The sequence below is a fragment of the Chryseobacterium sp. ZHDP1 genome (assembly GCF_018603435.1).
Taxonomy (GTDB): domain Bacteria; phylum Bacteroidota; class Bacteroidia; order Flavobacteriales; family Weeksellaceae; genus Chryseobacterium; species Chryseobacterium indicum.
Genome location: NZ_CP075682.1, coordinates 1132260 through 1157886, shown reverse-complemented (window position 1 = coordinate 1157886; position 25627 = coordinate 1132260). Strand labels below are relative to the sequence as shown.

Annotated in this window: 24 protein-coding genes; 17 read left to right on the top strand and 7 right to left on the bottom strand. The window is 34.3% G+C overall.

The genetic code is table 11. The features are described 5' to 3' along the window. Window positions 1-99: 99 nt before the first annotated feature. Window positions 100-1098, bottom strand: coding sequence for a hypothetical protein (locus KKI44_RS05225; RefSeq protein ID WP_214590156.1), 999 nt, complete (start codon window positions 1096-1098; stop codon window positions 100-102). Window positions 1099-1476: 378 nt separating this feature from the next. On the opposite strand from KKI44_RS05225, the gene KKI44_RS05220 reads away from it, so the two are divergent. From KKI44_RS05220 to KKI44_RS05195, 6 genes are all read left to right on the top strand, one after another. Then, complete coding sequence (locus KKI44_RS05220; RefSeq protein ID WP_214590155.1) at window positions 1477-2199, top strand: DUF6261 family protein; 723 nt, start codon at window positions 1477-1479, stop codon at window positions 2197-2199. 2505 nt (window positions 2200-4704) lie between these two features. Next, entirely contained in the window at window positions 4705-5631 is a 927-nt protein-coding gene (locus tag KKI44_RS05215; RefSeq protein WP_214590154.1) for a tetratricopeptide repeat protein, read from the top strand. Between the two features lie 16 nt (window positions 5632-5647). Beyond that, on the top strand, window positions 5648-6109 hold the full coding sequence (locus tag KKI44_RS05210; RefSeq protein ID WP_214590153.1) for a hypothetical protein: 462 nt from the start codon (window positions 5648-5650) through the stop codon (window positions 6107-6109). 37 nt (window positions 6110-6146) lie between these two features. Continuing rightward, window positions 6147-6605, top strand: a complete 459-nt coding sequence (locus tag KKI44_RS05205; RefSeq protein ID WP_214590152.1) for a hypothetical protein — start codon at window positions 6147-6149, stop codon at window positions 6603-6605. Window positions 6606-7294: 689 nt separating this feature from the next. Beyond that, a complete protein-coding gene (locus KKI44_RS05200; protein ID WP_214590151.1) occupies window positions 7295-8065 on the top strand; it encodes a hypothetical protein in 771 nt (256 codons plus the stop codon). A 4-nt stretch (window positions 8066-8069) separates the two neighbouring features. Next, a complete protein-coding gene (locus KKI44_RS05195) occupies window positions 8070-8339 on the top strand; it encodes a hypothetical protein (RefSeq protein WP_214590150.1) in 270 nt (89 codons plus the stop codon). Between the two features lie 151 nt (window positions 8340-8490). Here the strand turns inward: KKI44_RS05195 and KKI44_RS05190 are convergent, their stop codons facing one another. Continuing rightward, window positions 8491-8991: a hypothetical protein gene (locus KKI44_RS05190; RefSeq protein ID WP_214590149.1), complete on the bottom strand. Its 501-nt coding sequence runs from the start codon at window positions 8989-8991 to the stop codon at window positions 8491-8493. 236 nt (window positions 8992-9227) lie between these two features. Here KKI44_RS05190 and KKI44_RS05185 point away from each other — a divergent pair, with 236 nt between their 5' ends. After that, window positions 9228-9905, top strand: a complete 678-nt coding sequence (locus KKI44_RS05185; RefSeq protein WP_214590148.1) for a TonB-dependent receptor plug domain-containing protein — start codon at window positions 9228-9230, stop codon at window positions 9903-9905. 633 nt (window positions 9906-10538) lie between these two features. On the opposite strand, the gene tpx is transcribed toward KKI44_RS05185, so the two are convergent. Beyond that, a complete protein-coding gene (gene tpx / locus KKI44_RS05180) occupies window positions 10539-11111 on the bottom strand; it encodes a thiol peroxidase (protein WP_214590147.1) in 573 nt (190 codons plus the stop codon). 181 nt (window positions 11112-11292) lie between these two features. Between tpx and KKI44_RS05175 the strand changes: the two genes are divergently transcribed. Then, complete coding sequence (locus KKI44_RS05175; RefSeq protein ID WP_214590146.1) at window positions 11293-12921, top strand: NADP-dependent glyceraldehyde-3-phosphate dehydrogenase; 1629 nt, start codon at window positions 11293-11295, stop codon at window positions 12919-12921. A 303-nt stretch (window positions 12922-13224) separates the two neighbouring features. Here KKI44_RS05175 and KKI44_RS05170 read toward each other — a convergent pair whose 3' ends face one another. Then, on the bottom strand, window positions 13225-14055 hold the full coding sequence (locus tag KKI44_RS05170; protein ID WP_214590145.1) for an alpha/beta fold hydrolase: 831 nt from the start codon (window positions 14053-14055) through the stop codon (window positions 13225-13227). 126 nt (window positions 14056-14181) lie between these two features. On the opposite strand from KKI44_RS05170, the gene KKI44_RS05165 reads away from it, so the two are divergent. From KKI44_RS05165 to KKI44_RS05145, 5 genes are all read left to right on the top strand, one after another. Further along, window positions 14182-14685, top strand: coding sequence for an RNA polymerase sigma factor (locus tag KKI44_RS05165; protein WP_214590144.1), 504 nt, complete (start codon window positions 14182-14184; stop codon window positions 14683-14685). Window positions 14686-14701: 16 nt separating this feature from the next. Next, window positions 14702-15520 (top strand): hypothetical protein, encoded by an 819-nt coding sequence (locus tag KKI44_RS05160; protein ID WP_214590143.1) that lies wholly within the window; start codon window positions 14702-14704, stop codon window positions 15518-15520. Between the two features lie 95 nt (window positions 15521-15615). Then, on the top strand, window positions 15616-17628 hold the full coding sequence (locus KKI44_RS05155; RefSeq protein WP_214590142.1) for a M4 family metallopeptidase: 2013 nt from the start codon (window positions 15616-15618) through the stop codon (window positions 17626-17628). Between the two features lie 122 nt (window positions 17629-17750). Then, window positions 17751-18248, top strand: a complete 498-nt coding sequence (locus KKI44_RS05150) for an RNA polymerase sigma factor (protein ID WP_214590141.1) — start codon at window positions 17751-17753, stop codon at window positions 18246-18248. A gap of 20 nt (window positions 18249-18268) precedes the next feature. Next, window positions 18269-18865, top strand: coding sequence for a hypothetical protein (locus KKI44_RS05145; RefSeq protein ID WP_214590140.1), 597 nt, complete (start codon window positions 18269-18271; stop codon window positions 18863-18865). Between the two features lie 39 nt (window positions 18866-18904). Here KKI44_RS05145 and KKI44_RS05140 read toward each other — a convergent pair whose 3' ends face one another. Both KKI44_RS05140 and KKI44_RS05135 read right to left on the bottom strand, forming a co-directional pair. Further along, complete coding sequence (locus KKI44_RS05140; RefSeq protein ID WP_214590139.1) at window positions 18905-19468, bottom strand: YdcF family protein; 564 nt, start codon at window positions 19466-19468, stop codon at window positions 18905-18907. Between the two features lie 3 nt (window positions 19469-19471). Beyond that, window positions 19472-20953, bottom strand: coding sequence for a S41 family peptidase (locus KKI44_RS05135; protein ID WP_250902165.1), 1482 nt, complete (start codon window positions 20951-20953; stop codon window positions 19472-19474). Between the two features lie 499 nt (window positions 20954-21452). On the opposite strand from KKI44_RS05135, the gene KKI44_RS05130 reads away from it, so the two are divergent. Beyond that, the gene (locus tag KKI44_RS05130) at window positions 21453-22550 is read left to right on the top strand and encodes an MBL fold metallo-hydrolase (protein ID WP_214590137.1); all 1098 of its coding nucleotides are present in this window, start codon (window positions 21453-21455) and stop codon (window positions 22548-22550) included. A 1-nt stretch (window position 22551) separates the two neighbouring features. On the opposite strand, the gene KKI44_RS05125 is transcribed toward KKI44_RS05130, so the two are convergent. Then, a complete protein-coding gene (locus tag KKI44_RS05125) occupies window positions 22552-22839 on the bottom strand; it encodes a GNAT family N-acetyltransferase (RefSeq protein WP_087710810.1) in 288 nt (95 codons plus the stop codon). Between the two features lie 245 nt (window positions 22840-23084). Between KKI44_RS05125 and KKI44_RS05120 the strand changes: the two genes are divergently transcribed. From KKI44_RS05120 to KKI44_RS05110, 3 genes are all read left to right on the top strand, one after another. Continuing rightward, window positions 23085-23507: a hypothetical protein gene (locus tag KKI44_RS05120; protein ID WP_194304437.1), complete on the top strand. Its 423-nt coding sequence runs from the start codon at window positions 23085-23087 to the stop codon at window positions 23505-23507. Between the two features lie 120 nt (window positions 23508-23627). Beyond that, window positions 23628-24521 (top strand): helix-turn-helix domain-containing protein, encoded by an 894-nt coding sequence (locus tag KKI44_RS05115; RefSeq protein WP_076394570.1) that lies wholly within the window; start codon window positions 23628-23630, stop codon window positions 24519-24521. 88 nt (window positions 24522-24609) lie between these two features. Then, window positions 24610-25611: an aldo/keto reductase gene (locus KKI44_RS05110; protein ID WP_214590136.1), complete on the top strand. Its 1002-nt coding sequence runs from the start codon at window positions 24610-24612 to the stop codon at window positions 25609-25611. Window positions 25612-25627 lie beyond the last annotated feature (16 nt).

Genomic DNA, 25627 nt, shown 5'->3' with positions numbered 1-25627 from the left:
ATTAAAATAAATATTAATCAAATATAAACAACTTCACTTTTCATTTTTACGGTTTACCGTAACAAAGAATTATCAAAATGTAAATGCTTAATATTGTTATCATTTATAATAGATATACAAGTTATTTTCGATTTCCATTTTTTGATAATTATCATTTATAGTTTTTATTTTTATTGGATCATAAATTGGGTAAAAAGATTGTATTCTATTTATTTCTACATTACCTTTTCCTTTAACTTGTTTAAATCTCTTTTGTACCCAAAGTTGATATGTAACGTTATCATATTCAAAAATTATATTATCTGTCTTATTAATGTCAATTACATTTTTATTATCAACTTTTGTTAATATTTCTTTTAAATTTAGATGTAACTCTTTTGGAAGAAAATTTTTATAATGATACGTTTTATCTTTATTATCTTTTATAGGTTCAGCATAATGACGACTTGTTATATGTATTAGAGAGTATGAAGTAAATTCAATAATTTGTCCTGAGAAACTTATTTCAAAGTCTTCAGCTTTATAATTTTCAATTACAGATTTTGTTAAGTGATAAATAAATTTTGATTGAAGAATTATTTTATCTTTTTTTAATTTGTAATCATCCTGGTGTTTTTTTATTTTTCTTATCCAATTAGGATATTTTTTTTCTAATGCTTTTAAATCAAGTCTTGTTTCTGTTGCTAAATCTTGTAATACTTGATCTGTGTGATTTTTTTTTACTATTTCTTTCATCCAATCGTCAGATATTTTTTGAAGAGTTTTAAGGTCTTTTATTTGCTCATCAAAATCTACAAGTACTATTTCTCCCTTTTTTGCTTTGTAAAACGGACCTGCAAGGTTATTATGAAAATATGTTAAGTATAGTTCTTGAAATATAAAATCTTTACAGAAATCAAAATCTTCTGGCTTTCCATCATTTTCATAAATTGTTAATTTTAGAGATGTGCACAAAAACTCTTTTTCTCGTTCTAAAAGTTTTTCTCCTTTTAACGCACGATCTTTAAGGTCATCGAATATTTTTCTTGTTCTAATTTGTTCTTCTTCTGAATCACTTTTAAAATCAAGTTCGTCTACTGTATATCTTTTTTTTGCCATATTTTAGATAAATATTTAATATATTATTAAATTTAAAAAACGAAGATTATAATCCTTTCCGTATTTCTACGGAAATTTATAAGAAATTATAATTAATAAAACTTTCAAAAACCTCTCACAACCACAAGGCATCTACAACAATTTGCAGGAAACTTCCGGAGTCCTCCGGAGATTAAAAACAAAGTTGTTTGCGAATTCCGTACATCTCCGGAATTCTCCTGCAAGTTGCAGGAAACCTCCGGAGGACTTCTGTCGTTTAAAACAATAGTGTTTGTAAGTTTCGGAGAACTCCGGAGGTTTAAAACAGAGTTGTTTGTAATCAAAGAAGTTTTTTTATATTTGGTTTTTTAAATTATTAATCAAAAAAACGCAAACAAAATGAAAATTGCACTCACAAAACTGAGTACTAAAGATCTCGCTACTTTATCTCAACGTATTATCTCAAATGCACAGTCAGGGAAATATACCATAGTTGATAATCATCCACTTACTTTGGCTTTACAGAATTCGTACACAGAATACGATAAAGTCTATGCAAAGCAAAGCTACAGCGGAAAAGGGAAGGATGTGGCAACGGCAGATCATGAAAGGGATGTCGCTTACACCAATCTGAAAGCCTTTCTCAACGGATACCGCAAACTTTCTTCTGCGCCCAATTATCAGGCTGCCGAAGATTTGTACAATGTATTGAAGAAGTACGGACTGGATCTTGACCGTTTAAGCTATTCTTCTCAGACCGCACAGATGAAAAAGCTGATCGAAGAACTGGAAACGCCCGAAAATATGCAGAAAATCGGACTGCTTTCCATCAATGCTGCATTCACAGAAATGAAAACGAAACATGAAGATTTTGAGACCTTATTTGCCGATCAGGCAGAAGCCAACGCAGACCTCCGACAAATGACGAGCGCAAGCGCCATCCGCAAAGATCTTGAGAAAAACCTGAAAGCCTACATCAGTTTATTAACCGTGATGAAGGGCGTTTCCGGTTGGGAACTTCTTTACAGCGACACCAATGAACTGGTAAAGGCTGCCAAAAATTCTTCCCTGCAAAAGACGAACAGCGAAGGAAAAACAGGAACTTCCGGAAACCAGCCGTAAAATCAACGATTTGTTGATTGCTGCACGTACTTTTTTAACCACAAAAGCTACAAAAGATTTTGATGCTTTATTAAAGGTAACAAGCGTAAGAATAAAAGAAAACAACAGTTTTTAAAAATCTCTGATTTTTATGCTTTTGAGTGCTTTGATTATTATGAAACTTCGCTTTATGATTATCTTTTGTGCCTTTTGTGGTTAAATTTCCCTGTCATTCAGAATGAAATTTTGCGAAGCATTATGGAATGAAGAATCTATCAGTACGAGATTTTTCGGCTCCACTTTGTTGCGCTCAAAATGACAGTGTTGTAGGTTGAAGAGTTTTTAAACACTTAAGTCACATAAGATTTTAAATAATTTAAGCTTTAGATTAGAACACATTAGTTTATGAAAATCTTTGATTTTCTTCTTATGTGATCTACTAAATATTTCATTAAACTAAACTTATGTGACTTATGTGTTATATTTAAAAATCCTGTCATTCAGAATGAAATTTTGCACAGCATTATGCAATGAAGAATCTATTAAGATACAGTTGTTTTTAGATTTTTCGACTTCACTTAGTTTCGCTCAAATTGACAGCTTTGCAGGTTGAAAAGTTTTCAAACACATTAGTCACATAAGATTTTAAATAATTTCTAAGCTTTAGATCAGAACACATTAGTTTATAAAAATCTTTGATTTTCTTCTTATGTGATCTTCTAAATATTTCATTAAACTAACTTATGTGACTAATGTGTTATATTTTAAAGCAGTAAAATCACTCTGTCATTCAGAATGAAATTTTGCGAAGCATTATGCAGTGAAGAGTTTGTAAATGAAAGCTTTAAAGACTAAATACACGTACTTTTTTAACCACAAAAGCCACAAAAGATTTTGATGTTTTATTAAAGTTAACAAGCGTAAGAATAAAAGAGCACAACAGTTTAAAAAAATCTTTGATTTTTATGCTTTTGAGGGCTTTTATTATTCTGAAACTTCGCTTTATCATTATCTTTTGTGCCTTTTGCGGTTAAATTTCCCTGTCATTTTGAATGAAATTTTGCGAAGCATTATGCAATGAAGAATCTCTTAAAATGCATTTGTTTTTAGATTTTTCGCTCCACTTCATTGCGCTCAAAATGACAGTGTTGCAGATTGAAATCTAAAAGTTTTTAAACACATTAGTCACATAAGATTTTAAATAATATAAGCTTTATATTAGAACACATTAGTTTATAAAAATCTTTGATTTTCTTCTTATGTGAACTTCTAATTATTCATTAAACTAAACTTATGTTACTTAAGTGTTATATTTAAAAATCCTGTCCTTCAGAATGAAATTTTGCGAAGCAATATGCAGTGAAGAATCTGTTAAGACACAGTTGTTTTTAGATTTTTCAACTCCACTTCGTTGCGCTCAAAATGACAGCGCTGTAGATTGAATGTAAGAGTTTTTTTTTTAACACATAAGTTATATAAGATTTTAAAATGATTCTAAGCTTTAGATCAGAACACATTAGTTTTTGAAAATCTTTGATTCTCTTCTTATGTGATCTTCTGAATACTTCATTAAACTAAACTTATGTGACTTATGTGTTATATTTAAAGCAGTAAAACTGTCCTTCAGAATGGAATTTTGCGAAGCATTATGGAATGAAGAATCTCTTAAAATGCAATTATTTTTAGATTTTTCGGCTCCACTTCGTTGCGCTCAAAATGACAGCTTTGCAGGTTGAAAAGTTTTTAAACACTTAAGTCACATAAGATTTTAAATAATTTAAGCTTTAGATCAGAACACATTAGTCTGTGAAAATCTTTGATTTTCTTCTTTGGTCTTTTAAATATTTAGTTAATCTAAACTTATGTGACTAATGTGTTATAATTTAAAATAGTGAAATTCATCTGTCATTCTAAATGGAATTTTGCGCAGCATTATGCAGTAAAGAATTTATCAGTACGAGATTTTTCGGCTCCACTTTGTTGCGCTCAAAATGACAGTGTTGGAGATTGAATGTAAGAGTTTTTTTTAACACATAAGTCACATAAGCTTTTAAAATAATTCTAAGCTTTATATCAGAACACATTAGTTTATGAAATTCTTTGATTTTCTTCTTATGTGATCTACTAAATATTTCATTAAACTAACTTATGTGACTTATGTGTTATAATTTAAAAACAGTAAATCACTCTGTCATTCAGAATGAAATTTTGCGAAGCATTATGCAGTAAAGAATTTATCAGTACGAGATTTTTCAACTCCACTTCGTTGCGCTCAAAATGACAGTGCTGCAGATTGAATGTAAGAGTTTTTTTTAACACATAAGTCACATAAGCTTTTAAATAATTTAAGCTTTAGATCAGAACACATTAGTTTTTGAAAATCTTTGATTTTCTTCTTATGTGATCTTTTAAATATTTGGTTGGAATAATTGAACTTATTTGATTATTAAAATTAAATTTATGCTGCAGGTTTTGTATCTTTTGCAGATAAAAACTTTTTAAAACCTGTAACCATAGAAATCGGATATGAGGAAATATTTTTTTAGTGTACTGTTCGGGGTTTTATTTTCTGTTCCCGCATTCGGATGCCTGAACGGAGAAACACTGCATCTTGAAGACGGAACCATTCTCTATGAAGATTATGAAGGATATGTACCGTATGGTCATTATTTTACCAATACCGAAGAGCTTAATAAGATACTGTTATCGCTGGAAAAAGGCTATAAGGAAACAGGAAAACTGAATTACCTTTCAGATAAAGGACTGATCCTGATTATTCAGGGAAAATATAAGGAAGCCATCGAACTTTACAAAAAGATTGAAAAAGAGGAACCGAACCGATATTCTACCGCCTCCAATATCGGTACCGCTTATGAACTGATCGGTAATAATGCCGAAGCGTTGCGCTGGATTGAAAAAGCAGTAAAAATAAACCCGAATTCTCACTACGGTTCCGAATGGATTCACATCAATATTCTGAAAGCCAAAATGAAAGGCGGAAAGTTGATCAATTCCAGATTTTTAATCGGAAATGATTTCGGAAATGGAAAATTTCCTGAATCGGAAAGAGAGGACAAGGAACTTTTTGTTTTAAGAAAGCAATTGTATTATCAGCTTAATGAGAGGGTTTCTTTTGTAAAACCGAAAGATAAAATCGTAGCACAGCTTTTATTTGATCTCGGGAATATTTCTTACCTGATGCGGGAAAAAGAAGAAGCTGCAGAAACTTATAAATTGGCAAAAGAGTACGGTTTTAATAAGCCTGTTTTGGAAGAAAGACTGGCGTTGTATACACCGCCGGTAATCGATCATGTACAAAAGAAAGCAATTAAGGAAATTAAGTTTCAGACCAAACCCATACGAAGAACTGAACTGATTAGTTTTTGTATAGCAATCGCGTATCTGCTCTTTTCGGGAGTGATCGTTTTTGTATTCAGAAAGAAGATTTTTTAATCTCAACTCGTTTTTTATGAATAAAATATTTTACATTTTTCTATTTCTTGCTCTGGTTTCTTGTAAAAAAGATCATGAGGTGAAAAAGGATGAGTGGGATTATTTAAACAGCAGTTTTAATAACAAAGAAAACCTGAGCGATCTTATGATGCACTGTATGTATGATCTGTTTTCTGTAAAAAGGATCAATGATTCATTGTTCTACATCAGGCTTGATGAATTTCAGGGATGGAAAAAAGATTACAGAATCTATGAAGATACCGTAAAATTAAGTGAGAATAAAAAGCTTACAGATTCATTGGGCAACCAGAAAAAACAGATCCTAAGATTTTCGAATAACCATAATATAGATCTTGAAATTGAGATTCATAAAATTGCAGTGCATTTCGATTCGGTTTCTCTTTACGAATATAAGGGAAGAGTAAGCATTAATAACAAAAAGCTTCAGTATACCTGCAAAGATTTATTTGTAAAGTAAAAATTGTTTTTCCTCAGTAAAATGATATTTTTGAAGGATGAGATTGTTCACGATAAAGCAAATTTTATCTTCTTGTCAGCTTTTAGATGAAGCAGGGAATATCGTTGCGGAAAGGCTTGCTGATTTTGTTTTTTCAACAAATGAAAGGCTGAAAATCAAAGATCAGATATACAGAATTAAATATTCAGGTCTTTTTGGGGAGAAAACTCAATACTTTGATGAAAAGGGAAATGTTGTCGTAATGATTGATCGCGCAAACCAAAGAATATTTCATTATCAGAATCAATACACCGAAATATATTTCTACAGATCAAAGGGTTTTATCAACAGAACTGTTTCTTTATACCGTTTTCAGGATGATGCTTTAATGATGACATTCACTTTTAAAAACTCTATTTTCAAAAAACAAGGAAATATTGAAACGAATGATGATTTCAACAATCCATTGCTTTTAACCATATTTTTTCATCACAATCTCAGAGAATCTGAAGATTGATCTGAACACAATTTTTTGAAATGATTTTTTTTAACATAGCAGTTATTTTAAATTTAACCGCGAAAATCACAAATAAATCTGTCATTCAGAATGGAATTTTGCGCAGCATTATGCAATGAAGAATCTGCTAACACGAAAGCTTTAAAGACTAAAATATACGTAATTTTTTAACCACAAAAGCCACAAAAGATTTTAAAGTTAATAAGCATAAGAATAAAAGCACACAACAGTTTTTAAAAATCTCTGATTTTATACTTTGAGAACTTTAATTATTCTGAAAATCAGCTTTGTCATTATCTTTTGAGACTTTTGTGGTTAAATTTTTCTGTCATTCTGAAAGGAATTTTGCGAAGCATTATGTAATGAAGAATCTATCAAGATACAGTTGTTTTTTAGATTCACTTCGTTGCGCTCAAAATGACAGTGCTGCAGATTAAATGAAAGAGTTTTTTTTAAACACTTAAGTCACATAAGATTTTAAATAATTAAAGCTTTAGATCAGAACACATTAGTTTATGAAAATCTTTGATTTTTATGCTTTTGAGGGCTTTTATTATTCTGAAATTTGGCTTTATTATTATCTTTTGTGACTTTTGTGGTTAAAGAAAGTAATCATATTTAGCTTGCTTTTTACAATTTTCAACGCTGAAAAACCATAATAAAATTGTAATTTTCGGCAAATAAAAAATATGAAGAAACTCGGGATCATCGGTTGTGGCTGGCTGGGAAACCATTTGGCGGAACGTCTGTCGAAAAACTATGAAATTTTTGCGACCACTACAACAGAAGCGAAACTGGATGTTCTGAAAGCTAAAGGATATCATGCGGATCTGGTAAAATTTCCTGATGAAATTGATGCTGACATGAAACCGTGGAAAATAGCTTCCGAACTGGACGCTATTATTGTTGCCGTTCCTTTTTCGGGACTCAGAGGTTCCAGGATTCCGATGACGGAAAAAAGGGAAAACCTGCTTCGTTTTATAGGAGATTTTAACCGTCAGATTTTTTATACAAGTTCCACAGGCGTTTATCCGGATATCGAAAAAGAATTTACAGAGGATGATCTTCCGGCAGCGGAAGTGGAAAGCGAAAGCTTTATTCTGGAGAAATTTCCTCAGACCAATATTCTGAGACTGGGCGGTTTAATGGGCGGTGAAAGATTGCTGAAAAATTACAATATATCCCATCTGGATCAGTTGGTGAATCATATTCATTACGCAGACATCTGTTCGGTTGTTGAAAAAATGTTAGATCAGAAATCTCAGGCTAAAGTTTATAATGTTGTTGCGCCGATTCATCCCAACAAAGAAGAAGTCATCAATGCGCAGAAAGATCTGGCTTATGAAGGAGAAAGAAGAACCACAGGAAGAATAATTTCCCCTGCAAAATTAAAAGAAGAGCTGAATTTTGAATTTCAATATCCTGATCCGAGATATTTTCACCTGAATGTAAATAATTAATAAAATGATGACTGTTTTATCTTGCGGACCTATTTTCGAGCCTTTAATGGGAATGTTGTTTTCTACGGTTGCCTGTATCGGTATCCTGATATTTTTAGCGGTTCGTTTCTTTAAAGGCGAAAATTATACGCTGTTGAAAAACTCAGGAACCGCGAACAAAACCTTCAGTATTATTCTGTATGGTGCAGCAGGAATTATAGTGACAGCATTTGTCTGGTTTATTCTCACCTTTGTTTTTACAGCCATTGTTTTTTGGTACACCAAAAATTTTTAGAGTTTTTGACTTAAATTTTAGAGTATTTTTTACGTAAAAAGATCCTTACACAAGCTCAACGTGACTTCTCCGGTGCAGACTGTTATTTTCAACGGTGTAACACTGAGCCTGTAGAAGATTTATGATAAAATAATTGACAAACAACTTTTTTTTATCTGTTCATCAGTATATTTTCAATCGATTCTAAAATTTCTCTTTCAATATTTTCTTCGGTAATTGTTTCCAGAGTATATTTCTGCTCTTTGAAAGCAGCGATTCCCGTTCCGTTCTGAAAAATGGTGTCCTGATGAATTCCGATGCGCTTCAGATTTTTATCGGCAACGAACATGATGTGCGGAAATTTATCATTCGCATAAAAATTAGATTCCACATTTCTGGAAATCTGAAGTTTCATATGGGTCTGTGAATTGACGCCCAAACCGTTTTTATTTTCTTCATTAAAAGTTACCTTACAGCCAAATCCGTTTTCTCTCAGCATCCTTCTGAATTCCTGCATTTTGGGTTCGATGAGGTTTTTACTCAGCGTTCTGAACCCTTCAATAAACATATCTTCCTCGCTTTTCTTCTTGGCAAGACTTTCCTGCAGTTTTTGTTCTTCCGTTTTTAAATTGGAAAACAGAGAATTAAGCCGTTCTATATTTTCTTCCTTCATGGTAATTAAAAATCAATAAATAATTGTCCTGTTTTTAAGTTCCGAAATATCGTGAATTTTTTTGAGTAGATTGATATGTTGCATTCAAGCTTAAATTATTAGTTCCATCTTTTTATTACTTTTGACTCCGTTAAACCTTTGGTTTGTAATTAATAAAAATTGTGGTCAGTTTTAAAAATATCAGTTTACTTTCCAACCTTTTTAGCCGATCATGCATCTTTATAAAAAAGATCAATATGAAAATAACGATACCAAAACCATGTCACGAAAACTGGGAAATGATGACACCCGAAGACAAAGGGCGATTTTGCGCAGTCTGTTCAAAGACAGTAAAAGATTTTACGAACGCTTCGGATGAAGAAATCATCAATGCTTTTTCCAACACATCAGAAAATATCTGCGGAAATTTCAACGAATCTCAACTCGACAGAGATCTGCAGTATTCTTACCTCAATTCGCTCCTTACCAAATTTGCAGTAGGTTTTGTTTTTACAACAGCGGGCTTTGTCGCCCTGAATGCACAGAAGACTACAGCGAAAGATACTATAAACAGGGAAAGAACCGATGGAATTGTTATAACATCAGGAATTGTACGCAAAAAAGTATGTGAGACAGATATTTCTAAAGATACAAAGACTAAAGATCTTGATATTCAATTAAAAGGGCAGGTTTCAGGAGTAAAGATAAAAGATACAGTTCAGTCGGACAGGCTGATTCTCGGAGGCATTCATTCCGTTAAAATTGATGATTACAGACCGTTGTATGTTCTGGACGGAAAGATCATCAGCGAAAAAAAGTTCCGGAAATTAGACCAGAAGTCCATAAAAACAATGAATATTTTGAAGGGAGCTTCAGCAACTGCAATTTATGGTGAGAAAGGAAAAAACGGAGTGATTTTGGTGAAGACCAAATGATTTTTTCAATGTAAATAATTTTTTAGTGTAATAGCAAAAAGAACTATGCTAATCAAAAATTTTTAATTGATATGGCTGTCATTTTGAGCGCAACGAAGTGGAGCCGAAAAATCTAAAAATAACTGCATCTTAATAGATTCTTCATTGCATAATGCTGCGCAAAATTCCATTCTGAATGACAGAAAAATTTAACCACAAAATGCATAAAAGATAATAATAAAGCCAAATTTCAGAATAATTAAAGCCCTCAAAAGCATAAAAATCAAAGATTTTTAAAAACTGTTGTGTTCTTTTATTCTTACGCTTGTTAACTTTAATAAAACATCAAAATCTTTTGTGGCTTTTGTGGTTAAAAAAGTGCTTACATTTTCAACCCGTAAAACCATCATTTTTAAGAGATTCTTCATTGCATAATGCTTCGCAAAATTTCATTATGAATGACAGAAGAATTTAACCACAAAAGGTACAAAAGATAATGATAAAGCCAAATTTCAGAATAATTAAAGTCCTCAAAAGCATAAAAATCAAAGATTTTTAAAAACTGTTGTGAGCTTTTTATTCTTCCGCTTGTCAGCTTTAATAAAACATCAAAATCTTTTGTGGCTTTTGTGGTTAATTAAAAGTCTTTCGGTCTTACTTTTTCACAGCAGCGATTGCCGCTTCATAATTCGGTTCGTGAGAAATATCTTCTACCTGTTCTTCATATACGATTTTTCCTGAAGGATCAATTACAACAACTGCTCTGCTCAATAATCCTTTCATGGCAGAATCGGTAAGTTCCACACCATATTTTTTTCCGAAATCTGAACGGAAATCTGAAAGCATCACGACATTTTTAATTCCTTCTGCACCGCAGAATCTTTTCTGTGCAAACGGAAGGTCTTTAGAAATACACAAAACCACTGTGTTCGGAAGATTTGCCGCATCTTCATTGAAATGGCGCACAGAAGCTGAACAGACTCCTGTATCTACACTTGGAAAGATATTCAGGATCATGTATTTTCCTTTATAAGACTCCAGAGTCTGCTCTTTCATGGTAACGTCGGTAAGGGTGAAGTTGGGAGCCATTTTGCTGACAGCAGGCAATTTCGAGTAGGTATGAAATGGTTTTCCTCCTGCCAAAATGGTATTGCCAGACTTTGAATTTTGTGCAAAAGTAAACACCGCCAAAAGTAACAGCGCACCGGAAAATAATTTTGAATACATGAATTTCATTTTTTAGATGGTTTGAATGTCTGGCAAAATTATTCTTTTTTCAGGGGCTGAATGTTAATTTTTGTTTTAAATAGAGCAAATCTATTACACGGAGTATTTTAAAACCAATTTTTAGATCTACCTTTAGTATAGACAAATTTTAACCTTACCATATTAAAAAAATAGAAGATTTATGAGTTCAGAAAATAACCCGTCATTTCATGAAATATTCAAATCCGAAAACGAAATCCCGGAAGAATATAAAGTTCCCGAAATTCATCAGCGGGAATACCTTCTTAATGGAGAACTGGTAGAATGGAACGGCGATGTGCAGCATATTTATTCCCCTGTCTGTATTCGTACAGAACATGGTCTGGAGAGAAAACTGTTGGGAAGCATCCCGAATATCGGTCCCGATGAAGCTATGAAAGTTTTGGATGCCTGCGTAAAAGCGTATGACAACGGACTGGGAGAGTGGCCAACAATGTCTGTGGAAGGGAGAATAAAATGTATGCAGAAATTTGTGTACTTAATGATTCAGCAGAGAGATCTTGTGATCAGATTGCTGATGTGGGAGATTGGGAAAACATTGGCAGATTCTACGAAAGAATTCGACAGAACGGTGGATTACATCAACCAGACGATTGATGCACTAAAAGATCTCGACAGAGAATCTTCTCGTTTTCAGCAGGCGGAAGGTACAATTGCCCAGATCCGAAGAGCGCCGCTTGGTGTGGTGTTAAGCATGGGACCTTTCAATTATCCTTTAAATGAAATCTTCACGACGCTGATTCCGGCGTTGATTATGGGAAATACGATTCTGTTTAAACTTCCAAAACATGGTGTTTTAGCACATTACCCTTTATTAAATGCTTTTAAAGAAGCTTTCCCGAAAGGAACTGTAAATACGTTGTACGGAAAAGGTTCTGAAATTATTACGCCGATCATGGAAAGCGGAAAGGTGAATGTTCTTGCATTCATCGGATCGAGTAAAGTTGCGAACGGACTGAAAAAACTTCATCCGAAAGTTAATCGTTTAAGAGCGATTTTAAGTTTAGATGCTAAGAATGCGGCTATCGTTACAAAACACGCTAATCTGGATGTTGCGGTGAGTGAATGTATTTTGGGATCTCTTTCTTTTAACGGACAGAGATGCACCGCTTTAAAATTAATTTTCGTTCAGAGAGAAGTGGCAGAAGAGTTTACCCGCAAATTAACCGAAGCCGTTTCTGCCATGAAACCGGGACTTCCATGGGAAAAAGACGTGAAAATAACTCCTCTTCCGGAAGTCAATAAGCCTTCTTATTTGAAAGAATGTATTGAAGATGCGTTATCCAAAGGTGCAAAAGTCTTAAATGATAACGGCGGTTTTACGGAAGAATCTTTCGTGTTTCCGGCAGTGGTTTATCCGGTAAATCATGAGATGAAACTGTATCATGAAGAGCAGTTCGGTCCTGTAATTCCGGTGGTTCCTTTTGATGATATCGAGGAACCTATCGATTATCAGGTAAATGCAGATCACGGGATGCAGGTAAGTATTTTCAGTGAAGATGCGATGGAAGTTTCAAAATTAATTGATCCTTTTGTGAATCTGGTAAGCCGTGTGAATATCAATTGTCAGGCTCAGCGCGGACCGGATGTTTTCCCGTTCACCGGAAGAAAAGACAGTGCAGAAGGAACGCTTTCTGTTTTTGATGCGCTTCGTTCGTTTTCAATCCGCTCTCTGGTTGCTGCAAAAGTTACAGATTCCAATAAAAATCTCCTGAACACGATTGTGAGAGATCATGATTCTAATTTCCTGAGTACGGATTATATTTTTTAATCACTGATCTTTTAACCTGATTTTGAAACTTTATTAAAAGTTAACAGGCGTAAGAGTTTTTTTAAAACACATAAGGCATATAAGATTTTATAATAATTTTAAGCTTTATATCAGAACACATTAGTTTGTGAAAATCTTTGATTTTCTTCTTTTAATCAATTGATTATTCTTAAGCTTAGCTTTATTTTTTTCTGGCTTAATTTGAAATTAGTTAAATAACGACCATAAAACAAAATCCGCAATCTGAAAGGACTGCGGATTATTTGATTAGTAAAAATCAAAAACATATATTTGGAAGAAAAGTTATTTTTCTGTTAGAAATCTGCTGATAATGCTGTTTAAATCATCTGCATGCGTTACATTTAAACCGTGAGGCGCGCCTTCAATAATAACAAATTCATTATTGGCAATTCCCTGTGCAGCCTGTTTTCCTGCTGTATCAATGGGAACAATATTGTCTGCATCTCCATGAACGATGAGTGTTCTTACGTTCACGTTAGCTAATTCGGGACGGAAATCTGTATTTGCCCAGCTTTCAGCACATTTTATGGTGGCAATAGGATTGGCAAAAGAAGCAATTGCCCAGTCGAAATCCAGCTGTTTCTGGCTTACAGGTTTTGAAAGCATTCCGAAATTATAAAAGTCTTTGTGGAAAGATTCAAGAAAAGTGATTCTGTCTGTTTTCAAAGCATTCATGATTTCATCCAGTTTTTCCTGGGGAACTCCGTCCGGATTGTCGTCTTTCTGCTTAACAATCGGAATAATGGATGAAATTAAAGCAACCTTATCTACATTTTCTGCGCCGTAATTCGTTAAATAACGCACGACTTCTCCACCTCCCATAGAAAATCCGAAAAGGATCACATTTTTAAGGTCTAATTGTGAGATAATTTCATGAAGGTCTTTTGCCAGTCCATCATAATCGTATCCGTCATAAGTTGGTGAAGATTTTCCGAAACCTTTTCTGTCGTATGCAATAACGCGGTATCCTAAATTTAAAAGTACCGGAATCTGCATTTCCCAGGATTTTCCGCTTAAAGGCCATCCGTGGATTAATATAATGGGTTGTCCGGATCCGAAATCTTCATAGTAAAGCTGAACGTTCTGATCGTTCTGTTTTGTAATGTAAGGCATATTTATATTTTTGGTGTTACTCATCAATTCCAAATATTAAGCCATAAATAAGGGATATTTAAAAATTTAAGATAGTTTGTGTAACAAAATACCACATTTCCTACTAACTGAAATACAGCCTAAATAATGTCTTTACTGGAAATGGAATTCTTAGAGAAGATTGAAAAGCACAAAGGTGTAATTTTCAAGATCTCGAAGATGTATATGGATAATCCCGACGATCAGAATGATCTCTATCAGGAGATCATCTATCAGGCGTGGAAATCTTACAGCGATTTTCAGAAGAAGAGTGAATTTTCGACATGGTTATACAGAACCGCGCTTAATACTGCCATTGTATTTCTCCGAAGCGAAAAAAAACGTAGTTTTATACAGAATCAGAGCATAGAAAATCTTAGTGTTCATCAGGAGTCTTATAATGATGCAGACGACAGGAATATGAAGCTGATGTACGAGGCAATCCATCAGTTGAGCGCGATTGACAAGGCATTGATTTTTTTCTATCTGGAAGATTTTCCGGGAAAGGAGATTGCAAAGCAACTGGGAATAACGGAGGTAAATGCAAGAGTAAAGCTGAACCGGGCGAAAACCAAACTGAAAGAAATTATTGAAAAACAAAAGGCTATCTAAACGTAAAGAAAAAGGTATGGAATTAGAAAATTTTAAAGAACTCTGGGACAAAGATCATCAGGAACTTCCGGAAGTTTCTTTGGAAAAACAGAATGAAATACATTCGCCGCTGGAAATGATCAGAATCAACATGAAAACTGAGTTTTGGCTGATGATTCTCACGCTTCCAATGATTTTAATCGGTTTTCCTTTTGCAACGGAAGATTTTAATGTAAAGACCATTTCGGTTTTAGTGGCATTTCTTACGATAGCTATTATTATTTATTTTTATTCAAGATTCATAAAGCTGTATAAGATGCTCAAGAAGACGAGTATTAATACCAATTATGATCTTTTCAATATCAAAACCCAACTGCTGGTTGCCAAAGAAATTTATATTTCATACTACATCTCTTATATTCCTTTAGCGTTTGTTTCTTCTCTTGAGCAGATTGATTTTCAGTTTAATATAGATTACCATTTTGCTGTTTTTGTCGTTAGTTTTTTGATCGCCATTTTTGTTTTGTTTATTTTAATAAAGTACTGGATCTACTATATGTACGGAAAATATATTGAAGATGTCGTACGGCTTGTGGATGAACTTAATGGAGTTGAAGCAGAGATCAGACAAAGAAAAAACAGGGATAAAACATGGTTTGAACGTTCCCAGAAATATTTCATCAAAAAATTCGGAATTAAAGGAAATATCCTGAACACGGTATTGTGGTTTGTTTCCGCTTATATTTTTATTGTTATTTTTTTTACCATTGTTCTGTTTGCGGTTATTTTAATCGGTGTGAAGCTTGATTTTATAGACGTTCATATCCTTCTGAAAGCTTTAAAAAAGGGGAGTTAGAAAGTAATATTCATGAATTTTAAAAAAAATGCTGTCCTTTTTGTAACAAATTTTATCTTTTTCTACTAACTGTCAGATTTAATCAAAAAAATAATATGAAAAAGACAGTTACAATCGTTAAAGCATTGATTTTTTCATTTGCTATCGGTATTGCACCGCTTTCTCTGGTGAAGGCTCAGAAGAAAGACCGCACAGAACTTTCTGTGAAAAATTTTCCTAAGCGTATTACTACTTCATCAATGGGAAATTTCAGTGCTGATTTCAGCGGGCAGAATATTCCTTCGGATTATCTTATTAATCATTTAGGAGAGTGGCTGGAAAGTAATGGAGATCACTCTTTTTCAATGGTAAAGACTACTACGGATGAATTGGGAATTAAACATTCATCTTTTCAGCATTATTATAAAAATGTAAAGGTTGCAGATGAATTAATTCTGGTTCACGAGAAAAACGGGATTCTTACTTTTGTAAACGGAGAATTTACAGATAATATAGATTTACAGATCTCACAGCCGCTTACGAAATCTGAGACAGAAAATATTGTAAGTAATGATATGAAAGCTCCGAATCTTTCCTTTACCGATTTTGAGCAGGTTATTACAAAAGTGAATTCTGCTAAAGGGGTAAAGCTGTATTTTGCATCTCAGATTAATGCACTTTCCCTGAAGGCTCTGAAGAGTTATTTGTACTATGTAGATAATTCAACGAAGCAGGTTGTTAAAAAATTAGAAAAGATTCATCAGCATAATAATGAAATCATAAACATCGCAAAACCTTTTGCAGATACTCCTTCTACAAGTGCTACTTTCTACAAAGGAAATCAGCAGATAACTGTGGATTCTTACAGCGGATCTTACCGATTGAAAGATAATGCGAGAAATATCCATACTTTGAACGGAACCAACTGGGACGGAAACGGAAATACTGCAACCGGTGAGCTTACAGGTGCGATCACTGAATATACGAGTACAACACCTAACTTCACAACAGCAGATACAAAACCTCCTGTTGAAGTTCACTGGGCAATGGCAAAGGCTCATGATTACTATGTGAGCAGACATAACAGGAATTCTTATGATGGCAACGGATCCATTGTAAGAAATTATTACAACATCAATTTTGCAAGTGCAGGACAACCTGCGAACGGAGTAAATGCTGCCGCAATCGATACACAAGGGATTGTAGCGATGGTTTATGGAAGCGGTGTTTATCAGGGATTATCCGGATATTTTAGCCCGTTTGTGGGAATAGATGTTGCAGGTCATGAATACTCTCATTTAATGGTGAGCCGGACAGCAAATCTTGCTTATCAGGGCGAATCAGGAGCTTTAAACGAATCTTTTGCAGATATATTTGGAGCATCAATAGAATTTTATTCCAATATCAGTCCGAACTGGACGATTGGTGAGGGGATTCCGAATCCGGCTCTGGGCTTTACATTTTTAAGAAGCATGTCTAATCCAAACTCGGGTCCTGCAGTATTGGGTTCGCAGCAACCGGATACTTATCAGGGAACTTATTGGGTAGATCCCACAAGTTCTACTGATAGCGGGGGAGTTCATACAAACAGTGGGGTAGGAAATTACTGGTTTTATCTTTTATCAGCAGGTGGTTCCGGAACAAATGATATCGGAAATGCATTTAACGTAACAGGAATTACAATCCAAAAAGCTGAAAAAATAGCGTACCGGACACTTGCAAACTATCTTACTGCAAACAGCCAGTTTATAGATGCTTATACAGCCAGTAAACAGGCGGTTACAGATCTTTATGGAGCAACAGGTAACGAACAGCAGCAAAACGTGAAAGCATGGTATGCAGTAGGCATTGGCAATGGGCTTCTTTCGACCAATGAAGTTAAAAATAATTTAGAGAGTCAATTTAATGTTTATCCAAATCCTGTTAAAAACGGAGTGTTCACCATTGAGAATAATAAAAACGATGCGGCTTTTGAAATTTATGATGTTTCAGGAAAACTGGTAAAACAAAATGAAAAATTAAATAAAGGAATCAATAAAATTAATATCTACGGATTACAAAAAGGAATTTATATCATTAAAATTAGTGTAGATGATACTGCTGTTTCTAAAAAAATAGTAGTAGAGTAGGTTTTCAGAATCAAGAAAACAAAATCAATGCCCGACGGAATATTCTGTCGGGTTTTTTATTTTAATTAAAAAAACTGTAACATTTTTATGAAGGGTAAACTAATTCTATAGAGCGCAAAACTATGACCTCATTAGAACAGGATTTTTTAAGAGAAATAGAAAAACATAAAGGAATCATTTTTAAGATTTCTAAAATGTACATGGACGAAAAAGAAGACCGCGATGATCTTTTTCAGGAGATCACCTATCAGGTCTGGAAAGCCTATCCCAAATTTAAAGGAGAAAGCGAATTTTCTACATGGCTGTACAGAATTGCCCTGAATACGGCCATTATTTTCCTTAAAAACGAAAAAAGAAGAAGCTTTATAGGAAATGAAGATTTTTCGGAATATAAAATTATTCAGGAAGAATTTGATCATGAAAAAGAAGAAAAACTGAATGCCATGTACAAAGCCATTCATCAGTTGAATCCCATTGATAAAGCTTTTATTTTCTATTATCTCGAAGATTTTTCCGGAAAGCAGATTGCCGAACAGATGGGGATTTCCGAAGGAAATGTAAGGGTGAAAATGAATCGCGCCAAAAATAAGCTGAAAGATATCTTGAACGCAAATAAATAATAACATTTAAATTAGACATTATGAATATAGACGACCTTAAAAATACATGGAATGAAGATCATTCTTTTGGAGAAACCCCTGAAATAAGCATCGAGCAGAAAAACAGAATCCATCTTCCGCTGGAAAAAATCCGTAAAAATATGCGGATGGAATTTTGGTCTACCGTGGCAATTTTTGTTTTTGCTTTTGCCTTAATTGCAGTCTGTGCAGGATCTTTTAAGTTTAAATTTTACATCACAATTCTTATAGGATCTATGGTTTTTGTAACCTTTTTCTTTTACAGTCAGTTTTTTAAGCTGTATAAAAATATGAGCGAGACGATGATGAAAACCTATGACAGTCTGCAGGATCTTTTGCATCAGTTTAACCTGAATAAGCAGTACTATCTTTCTTTTTATCTGTCTTTTGTGCCGTTCTTGGTCTGTGAACTTATTATCGTTCTGGAATTTATTCCACGACCGGTTCCTTTAACGGATACACAAATTGCCATTGCGCTGATTTCTACCATGATCATCACCATGCCTTTGCTGTTTTTACTGGGGAAAGTCTGGTTCAATGGTTTCTACGGAAAATATATTAAACAGATTGAAACGCTTTTCTCTGAACTGAAAAAATAAATTTTGATTGGTTTTCGGCGGCGAAGCCGCCGAAAACCTTTACTGCGTATAATAAGCCGGAAATTCACGCAAAATCGAATACAGATCCCGCCATTCAAAATAAGCCGGACTTGCTGAACTTACCTCTTCAAAACCCTGGTCTTCAAACAGTTTTTTGGTTCGGGTAACATGGAAATATTGGGAAACAACGATAATGCTCTTAAAATCTAACTGAGGCTCAAGTTTAAGCGTATTTTCAACGGTTAATCTTGTGTTATCTCCCTTATTATCAACAATAATTACAGAATCAGGAATTCCTTTGCTAAGGAGAAACTCTTTCATTTTATCCCCTTCGTAAAATCCTTCCTTTCCCAATCCTCCGCTCACGAGAATCTTTTGGATTCTGTGTTGCTGATACAACGCGATTCCGGTTTCCAGACGTTTTTCAAGCCTTGTCGATAAAGTACCGTCTTCATTCACCTTATTTCCCAGAATAACGGCAAGATCGGCACGTTTTTCCTGATCAGAAAGACCATCGGTAACAATATAAATGGAGTGAATGATAAACCATAAAAACAGAGCAGTAGCTATGATTTTTAAGATTTTTAAAATACTTTTTTGCATCAGTTATGGGTGTTTTTCTTTTTCAATTTCAGTCATGATCCAATCCAACTGAGGATCTTTTTTCTCAAGAATATCCTCCATGGTTTCAGAAACTTTTACATCCGGAACAACCCCCTTTTTAGTATCAGTAAACGTAATATTGGGCTGTACCAGAAGAACTCCAATGGGCAGATCGATCTTGGAATTAGGCAGCGTTTGATAAGAGTAAAATCCTGCAACCGTACCGTCATTGGCTCCTCCGGTTTCCTCACCTACAAGAACTGCTTTTTTATCATTTTTAAGCTTTGAGGTTAAAATAGAAGATGCTGAAAAACTCGAGCCATTAATAAGCACAAAAACTTTCCCTTTAAAAACATCATTTTTGGGTTTAGATACTTTGTCGGCTCTCGTTTTGTAATAAAATTTGCCGTCTTTTTTATACGTGCTGAAAGTCTGTCCGAAGAAAAATGCAGGATACATCAATGTTTTGAAAGCATACTGCAAAAAACCTGATTTTCTGAAATAATTGGTTTTCAGAGGTGCCGATTTTGAAGTTACCTGTGACGGTTTTATCAAAGTGTACGGCTCAGAACTCAGGTAAGAATACAGATTATTGATTTCTTCAAGCGAACCGCCGTAATTGTTCCGAATATCAATAATTAAATATTTTGCATTCGCTTTTTTGATCTTTCTGAACGTTTCTTTATAAAACTTCGAAGAAAAAATACCCGAGAAACTTTTCACCTGAATGTACGCAATCGTACTGTCCTGATCTAAAAATTTAAAATTCCGGTTGTAAGAATTGCTGAAAGCAACGTAATCATTCACTTTTTTCTCCTGCGTCCGCTTTTTGTTTTCCTTATCTTTCCTAAGATCCTCTTCAGATTTTGATTCTCTCGTGAGTTCGTAAGTCTTTTTTTCTCCCTTATAAACTGTTTCCAGAGTTGCGTGGTCTTCGTAGCCTTTTTCTGCAACATAATAATTGAAGAAAACATCTTTCAGGAAATAAGGCTGAAAAGTCGTGTTGAAACCATCACTGCTGATCAGTTTTTTATACCGTTTAATATATTCAGAAACAGGAACCTTATCGATCGAGAGAATTTCTGTTCCCGGCTTTATATTTTGGATCGAATCTTTATTTTCGATAATGTAAAGCCTATCGTTTTTCACATAATATTCAAAACGGCTGAACATTCCTTTTTTCCCTTCCAGCGTTTTAATTTCCTTTTTGGTGATTCTCTTGGACGGAATTCTCAACGAAAGATGACCTTCCCTTATTTCCGCAATCACAGGCTGCAATTTAAAATAAAACTGAAGCGGCGTAAGCGGCTCCCGAAGCGTTTGCTTAAGACTGTCAAACTTAAAATCCAGCGTTTCCTTGGTAATGTACCAATACAGATTTGGGTGCGTTTCTTTCAGTTTGGAATACGCAAAATCTACATCCTCTTTCAGTTTTTCGGGAGAAATACACACTTTCTGCTGCTCATTGTGCTTTTTTACAGACACACAAGAGCATAGCGAGACAATTAATACTAATATGAAATAATTTCTAAAGCGCATTTTCAATTTTACCAATGCTAAAATAATTACTTTAACACAATGAATTGTTGATGTTTACCATAAACAATCAAAATATTTAAAATTTTAACATATTTCTAAATAAATAACGCATTTTGGATTTCTTCACTTTGTATTACTTATATAAGTGAAACGCCCTTGTTTGACTTAATTTTCCATTATTCAAATCAATTTTGTCTTTCTTTGCGGTTTAATTATTGAAAAAGAGCTTCTTACAATAAAATCATGCATCATTTCCTTTGTGACATCGGAGATTCAAAGAAATCAACTGTAATTCCGAACTAAATATATCACAAAAATATCAATAAATCCACTGCAAACCAGACGTTAAAACAATTACTAAAAATTATTCGGATAAAAATAAAGGACTTTCAATTTTAAATCGTCATAGCTTATAAAGTCATACATTTGACAATTATTTTAAGAAATGGTTTATACAATTATTGCAGTCGCAGTTTTAGTGGTTTTATTATATTTTGTAATTACAGGACAGGAAGTCTTTGGCGCGGAAGCAAAAGGAGAGAGGTTAAAAAGAATGCAGCAGTCCGCTCATTACAGAGATGGTCAGTTTCAGAACCTCAGCGAAACACCCTCTCTTGCAGAAGGATATTCCATGCCGAAAGTAATGTTCGATTTCTTCTTTGCAAAAAAAAATCCGCTTTTAAAGCCACTGAAAAATATTCCATCCATTCATACAAATTTAAAAAATCTTCCTAAAAATGAAGATATTTTTGTGTGGTTGGGACATTCATCGTATTATATTCAGACCGATGGCGTTTCATTTCTTATTGATCCGGTGCTAAGTTCTTACGGTTCGCCGTTTAAGTTTTTCAACAAAGCCTTTTCCGGAGCCGATATTTTTAAGCCCGCAGATATTCCGGAACTTGATTATCTGGTGATTACCCACGATCATTACGACCATCTGGATTATCCTACGGTAAAAGCCATTAAAAATAAAGTAAAAAAAGTCATTTTACCATTGGGAGTTGGTTCACATCTGGAAAGATGGGGTTATGAACCGGAACAGCTCATCGAAGAAGAGTGGGGAAGTGAAGTTGTTTTGAAGAATGATCTTAAAATAATTTATACTCCTGCAAGACATTTTTCAGGAAGAAAAGTCAAAAGAAATGTCACACTCTGGACTTCCTATGTTTTGGAAACTCCTACAAAAAAACTGTTTTTAGGCGGAGACAGCGGCTACGATACCCATTTCAAAATGATCGGTGAAAAATACGGACCTTTCGATTATGCGTTTATGGAGAACGGACAGTATAATGAAGCATGGAAATACATTCATGCGTTGCCGGAAGATGTTATTCACGCAAGTATTGATGTAAAGGCGAAAAATATCATTCCGGTACATTCGTCTAAATTTGCATTGGCGCTCCATGCATGGAACGAACCGCTGGAAAAAGTAACGAAATTCGGAAAAGATAAAAATCTTAATATTTTAACACCCATGATCGGCGAACCCGTTGATCTGAATGCTTCAGATAATAAGTTCAGAGTCTGGTGGAAAGATTAATTTACGCGTGCCAAATGTCTTTGTAACGGGCAGGATGATTTTCAAACTGCTGTCTTACAAAATCACATTCAGGATCTACCAGAAGATCTTTTTCTTCGGCATAGCGAACAAGCTCATCCAGAAGCATTTTGGCGTAGCCTTTTCCCTCATGCTCCTCTTCAAGTTTGGTGTAGTAGACAATTAAAAGTCTGCCGTCGATCTCAATGGACATATAGCCCGACTTTTTTCCGTCAATAAGTATCTGCAATTCATCCTGATAAGGAGATACTTCAAATTTTATATTTTCCATACGATTGAGATTTTTGGTGAGTAAGAAGTATTGAAAACTTTCTTCTTTTAAAATTACAAATTAAAACTGAAATCTGCGAAAGTTTTAAGAATTTTTAAAATCATTAAGAAAAATTTATGAATGGTTTGTATCTTTTAGATAATCAATAATTTATGAATGTTTTCTGTTGCATTTAGAAATTGTTTTAAATGGTTTGGCATTCAAATTGAAAATTTATATTCAGTTTAATTTAAAATGAATGAAAGATGAAAAAGTTAATCATAACAATGATGCTGGTAGGAACTTTTGGTTTATCCTACGCACAGACAGACTATTATAACGACTACAGAAGAAGTATTACCGATGTCAATTGGCAGAGTGTAATTTCAGATCTGGTGCTTTCAACAACACAGGCAAACCAAATTTATGCGCTGAACGACCGTTACAGAGATTATGATTCCTGGAACAGAGTATATGATAATAATCCTGATCGATGGAGAAATGACCGTTATGTAGAGTTGGAAAGAATTTTGGGAAGGGATAAATATGCTAAATTTAAAAACAGATATTACAAAGGACAAAACCCTGTAGCAGTTTACAATAGAAATAAAAATAATGACAAACGCTATAAACACATGGATAAAAAAGCCAAAGTTTACAGGCATAAAAACGGAAAAGGTCATCATTAAAACCAATTAATCAATTATATTCAATCTTAAAACGGCTGGTCGAAAGATCAGTCGTTTTTATTTTATCTATCGCTGTTATTTCATTACTGAAATTCTGTTTGAATTTTATAATTTTGAAAAATGGAATCTAATGAAACCGTAAAAGGATTTTACCAGCGCGTCGGTCTGGAATGTATCAAAACTCCCGGAGTAGGACATTTTAATGTCTTTTCACGCGAAAATTGCTCACTCATTACACCGTACAGCAGAAGAGATTATTATAAAATTTCTTTGATTATCGGGAAAGGAAAACTGCATTATGCCGATAAATGGATCTATGTGGATCAGCCGGCTTTGCTCTTTTCAAATCCGGTGATTCCTTACTCATGGGAAGCAGAAGATAATGATCAGAAAGGTTTTTTCTGCCTTTTTACAGATCATTTTGTGCATGACGGAAACCGTCTGGGAAATCTTCAGGATTCCCAGCTCTTCAAAATTGGCGGAACTCCCGTATTCTTTATCAATGAAGAACAGCAGAAAACCTTTGCCGATATCTTTATTAAAATGATGAACGAAATTCAGTCTGATTATCTTCATAAATATGATATGCTGCGTGCTTACCTTCATCTTCTGATTCACGAAACGATGAAAATGCATCCTGCGGAAAATTTTGAACCTTATCAGAATGCTTCGCAGAGAGTCGCTTCCTTATTCATGGAACTGCTGGAAAGACAATTTCCCATTGACAGTCCCGAAAGATTTTTAAAACTGAAAAGTCCTGTAGATTATGCCGAAAGCCTTTCCATTCATGTTAATTCATTAAACCGTTCCGTAAAGGAAATTACAGGAAAAACGACAAGTCAGCAGATTGCGGCAAGAATTATTCAGGAAGCTCATGCCTTATTAAAACATACCGACTGGAATGTCTCTGAAATTGCCTACGGATTAGGCTTTGAAGAACCTGCCTATTTTACCAATTATTTTAAAAAACAAACCGGAATGACACCCAATGCAGTAAGAACTGCGCTTGTTTGAATTTTATAATTCTTCGTTTGAATTCTATATTGAAATCATTCAGCGGCTGTTATAATTTTGTACTGTAACTTTTAAATCACAAACTATCATGAAATTTAGAAAATTAGGAAACACAGGTGTAGAATTATCGGCGATCGGTTTGGGCTGTATGGGAATGAGCTTTGCTTATGGACCAACGGATGAACAGGAAAGCATTAAAACCCTTCATAAATCGTTGGATCTTGGGATCAACTTTTGGGATACAGCCGATATGTACGCCAACGGAGAAAATGAAAAACTGATTTCAAAAGTTTTGGTTCCGAACCGTGACAAAATTTTTATCGCAACCAAGTTCGGATTCAGGTTTAAAGATGGACAAGCCGGTCACAGCGGCGCTCCGGGAACTTATTTCGACGGTTCACCGGAATGGATCAAAAAGGCAGTAGATTTAAGCCTTCAACGCCTGAAAATTAATGAAATCGATTTGTACTATGCACACAGAGTAGATCCCAATATTCCTGTGGAAGAAACGGTAGGAGCAATGGCAGATCTCGTAAAGGCAGGAAAAGTAAAATATCTAGGTTTATCCGAAGCTTCTGCGGAATCGATCAGAAAAGCACATAAAATTCATCCGATTACCGCGTTGCAGTCAGAATATTCTCTGCTTACGAAAGATGTGGAGCGTGAAATTCTGCCTGTAATCCGTGAACTGGGAATCACTTTAATTCCTTATTCACCTTTAGCAAGAGGACTTTTTTCGAATATTAATGAAGCTCAGAATTTTACAGATGAAGATTTCAGAAAATCTTTACCGCGTTATCAGGAAAAATATCTTGAAAATAACAGAAATTTAGCTCAGGAGATCAATGGTTTTGCGGCTTCAAAAGGCGTAAAAGGAACTCAGCTTGCTTTAGCGTGGGTTTTGAATCAGGGAGAGGATATCATTCCGATTCCGGGAACGAAACGCATCCAATACTTAGAAGAAAATATTGAAGCAACCAAAATTGAGCTTTCAGAATCTGACCTGAAAACAATAAATTCTATCTTAAAAAAATATCCCGACGTTGGTGAAAGATACAGCGAAGGATCAATGAAATTAGTCAATAATTAAAATTGCATGAATTCAT

Coding starts and splice junctions, on each gene's coding strand:
- KKI44_RS05225 (WP_214590156.1), bottom strand. CDS start 1,098: ATGGCAAAAAAAAGATATACAGTAGACGAACTTGATTTTAAAAGTGAT.
- KKI44_RS05220 (WP_214590155.1), top strand. CDS start 1,477: ATGAAAATTGCACTCACAAAACTGAGTACTAAAGATCTCGCTACTTTA.
- KKI44_RS05215 (WP_214590154.1), top strand. CDS start 4,705: ATGAGGAAATATTTTTTTAGTGTACTGTTCGGGGTTTTATTTTCTGTT.
- KKI44_RS05210 (WP_214590153.1), top strand. CDS start 5,648: ATGAATAAAATATTTTACATTTTTCTATTTCTTGCTCTGGTTTCTTGT.
- KKI44_RS05205 (WP_214590152.1), top strand. CDS start 6,147: ATGAGATTGTTCACGATAAAGCAAATTTTATCTTCTTGTCAGCTTTTA.
- KKI44_RS05200 (WP_214590151.1), top strand. CDS start 7,295: ATGAAGAAACTCGGGATCATCGGTTGTGGCTGGCTGGGAAACCATTTG.
- KKI44_RS05195 (WP_214590150.1), top strand. CDS start 8,070: ATGATGACTGTTTTATCTTGCGGACCTATTTTCGAGCCTTTAATGGGA.
- KKI44_RS05190 (WP_214590149.1), bottom strand. CDS start 8,991: ATGAAGGAAGAAAATATAGAACGGCTTAATTCTCTGTTTTCCAATTTA.
- KKI44_RS05185 (WP_214590148.1), top strand. CDS start 9,228: ATGAAAATAACGATACCAAAACCATGTCACGAAAACTGGGAAATGATG.
- tpx (WP_214590147.1), bottom strand. CDS start 11,111: ATGTATTCAAAATTATTTTCCGGTGCGCTGTTACTTTTGGCGGTGTTT.
- KKI44_RS05175 (WP_214590146.1), top strand. CDS start 11,293: ATGAGTTCAGAAAATAACCCGTCATTTCATGAAATATTCAAATCCGAA.
- KKI44_RS05170 (WP_214590145.1), bottom strand. CDS start 14,055: ATGCCTTACATTACAAAACAGAACGATCAGAACGTTCAGCTTTACTAT.
- KKI44_RS05165 (WP_214590144.1), top strand. CDS start 14,182: ATGTCTTTACTGGAAATGGAATTCTTAGAGAAGATTGAAAAGCACAAA.
- KKI44_RS05160 (WP_214590143.1), top strand. CDS start 14,702: ATGGAATTAGAAAATTTTAAAGAACTCTGGGACAAAGATCATCAGGAA.
- KKI44_RS05155 (WP_214590142.1), top strand. CDS start 15,616: ATGAAAAAGACAGTTACAATCGTTAAAGCATTGATTTTTTCATTTGCT.
- KKI44_RS05150 (WP_214590141.1), top strand. CDS start 17,751: ATGACCTCATTAGAACAGGATTTTTTAAGAGAAATAGAAAAACATAAA.
- KKI44_RS05145 (WP_214590140.1), top strand. CDS start 18,269: ATGAATATAGACGACCTTAAAAATACATGGAATGAAGATCATTCTTTT.
- KKI44_RS05140 (WP_214590139.1), bottom strand. CDS start 19,468: ATGCAAAAAAGTATTTTAAAAATCTTAAAAATCATAGCTACTGCTCTG.
- KKI44_RS05130 (WP_214590137.1), top strand. CDS start 21,453: ATGGTTTATACAATTATTGCAGTCGCAGTTTTAGTGGTTTTATTATAT.
- KKI44_RS05125 (WP_087710810.1), bottom strand. CDS start 22,839: ATGGAAAATATAAAATTTGAAGTATCTCCTTATCAGGATGAATTGCAG.
- KKI44_RS05120 (WP_194304437.1), top strand. CDS start 23,085: ATGAAAAAGTTAATCATAACAATGATGCTGGTAGGAACTTTTGGTTTA.
- KKI44_RS05115 (WP_076394570.1), top strand. CDS start 23,628: ATGGAATCTAATGAAACCGTAAAAGGATTTTACCAGCGCGTCGGTCTG.
- KKI44_RS05110 (WP_214590136.1), top strand. CDS start 24,610: ATGAAATTTAGAAAATTAGGAAACACAGGTGTAGAATTATCGGCGATC.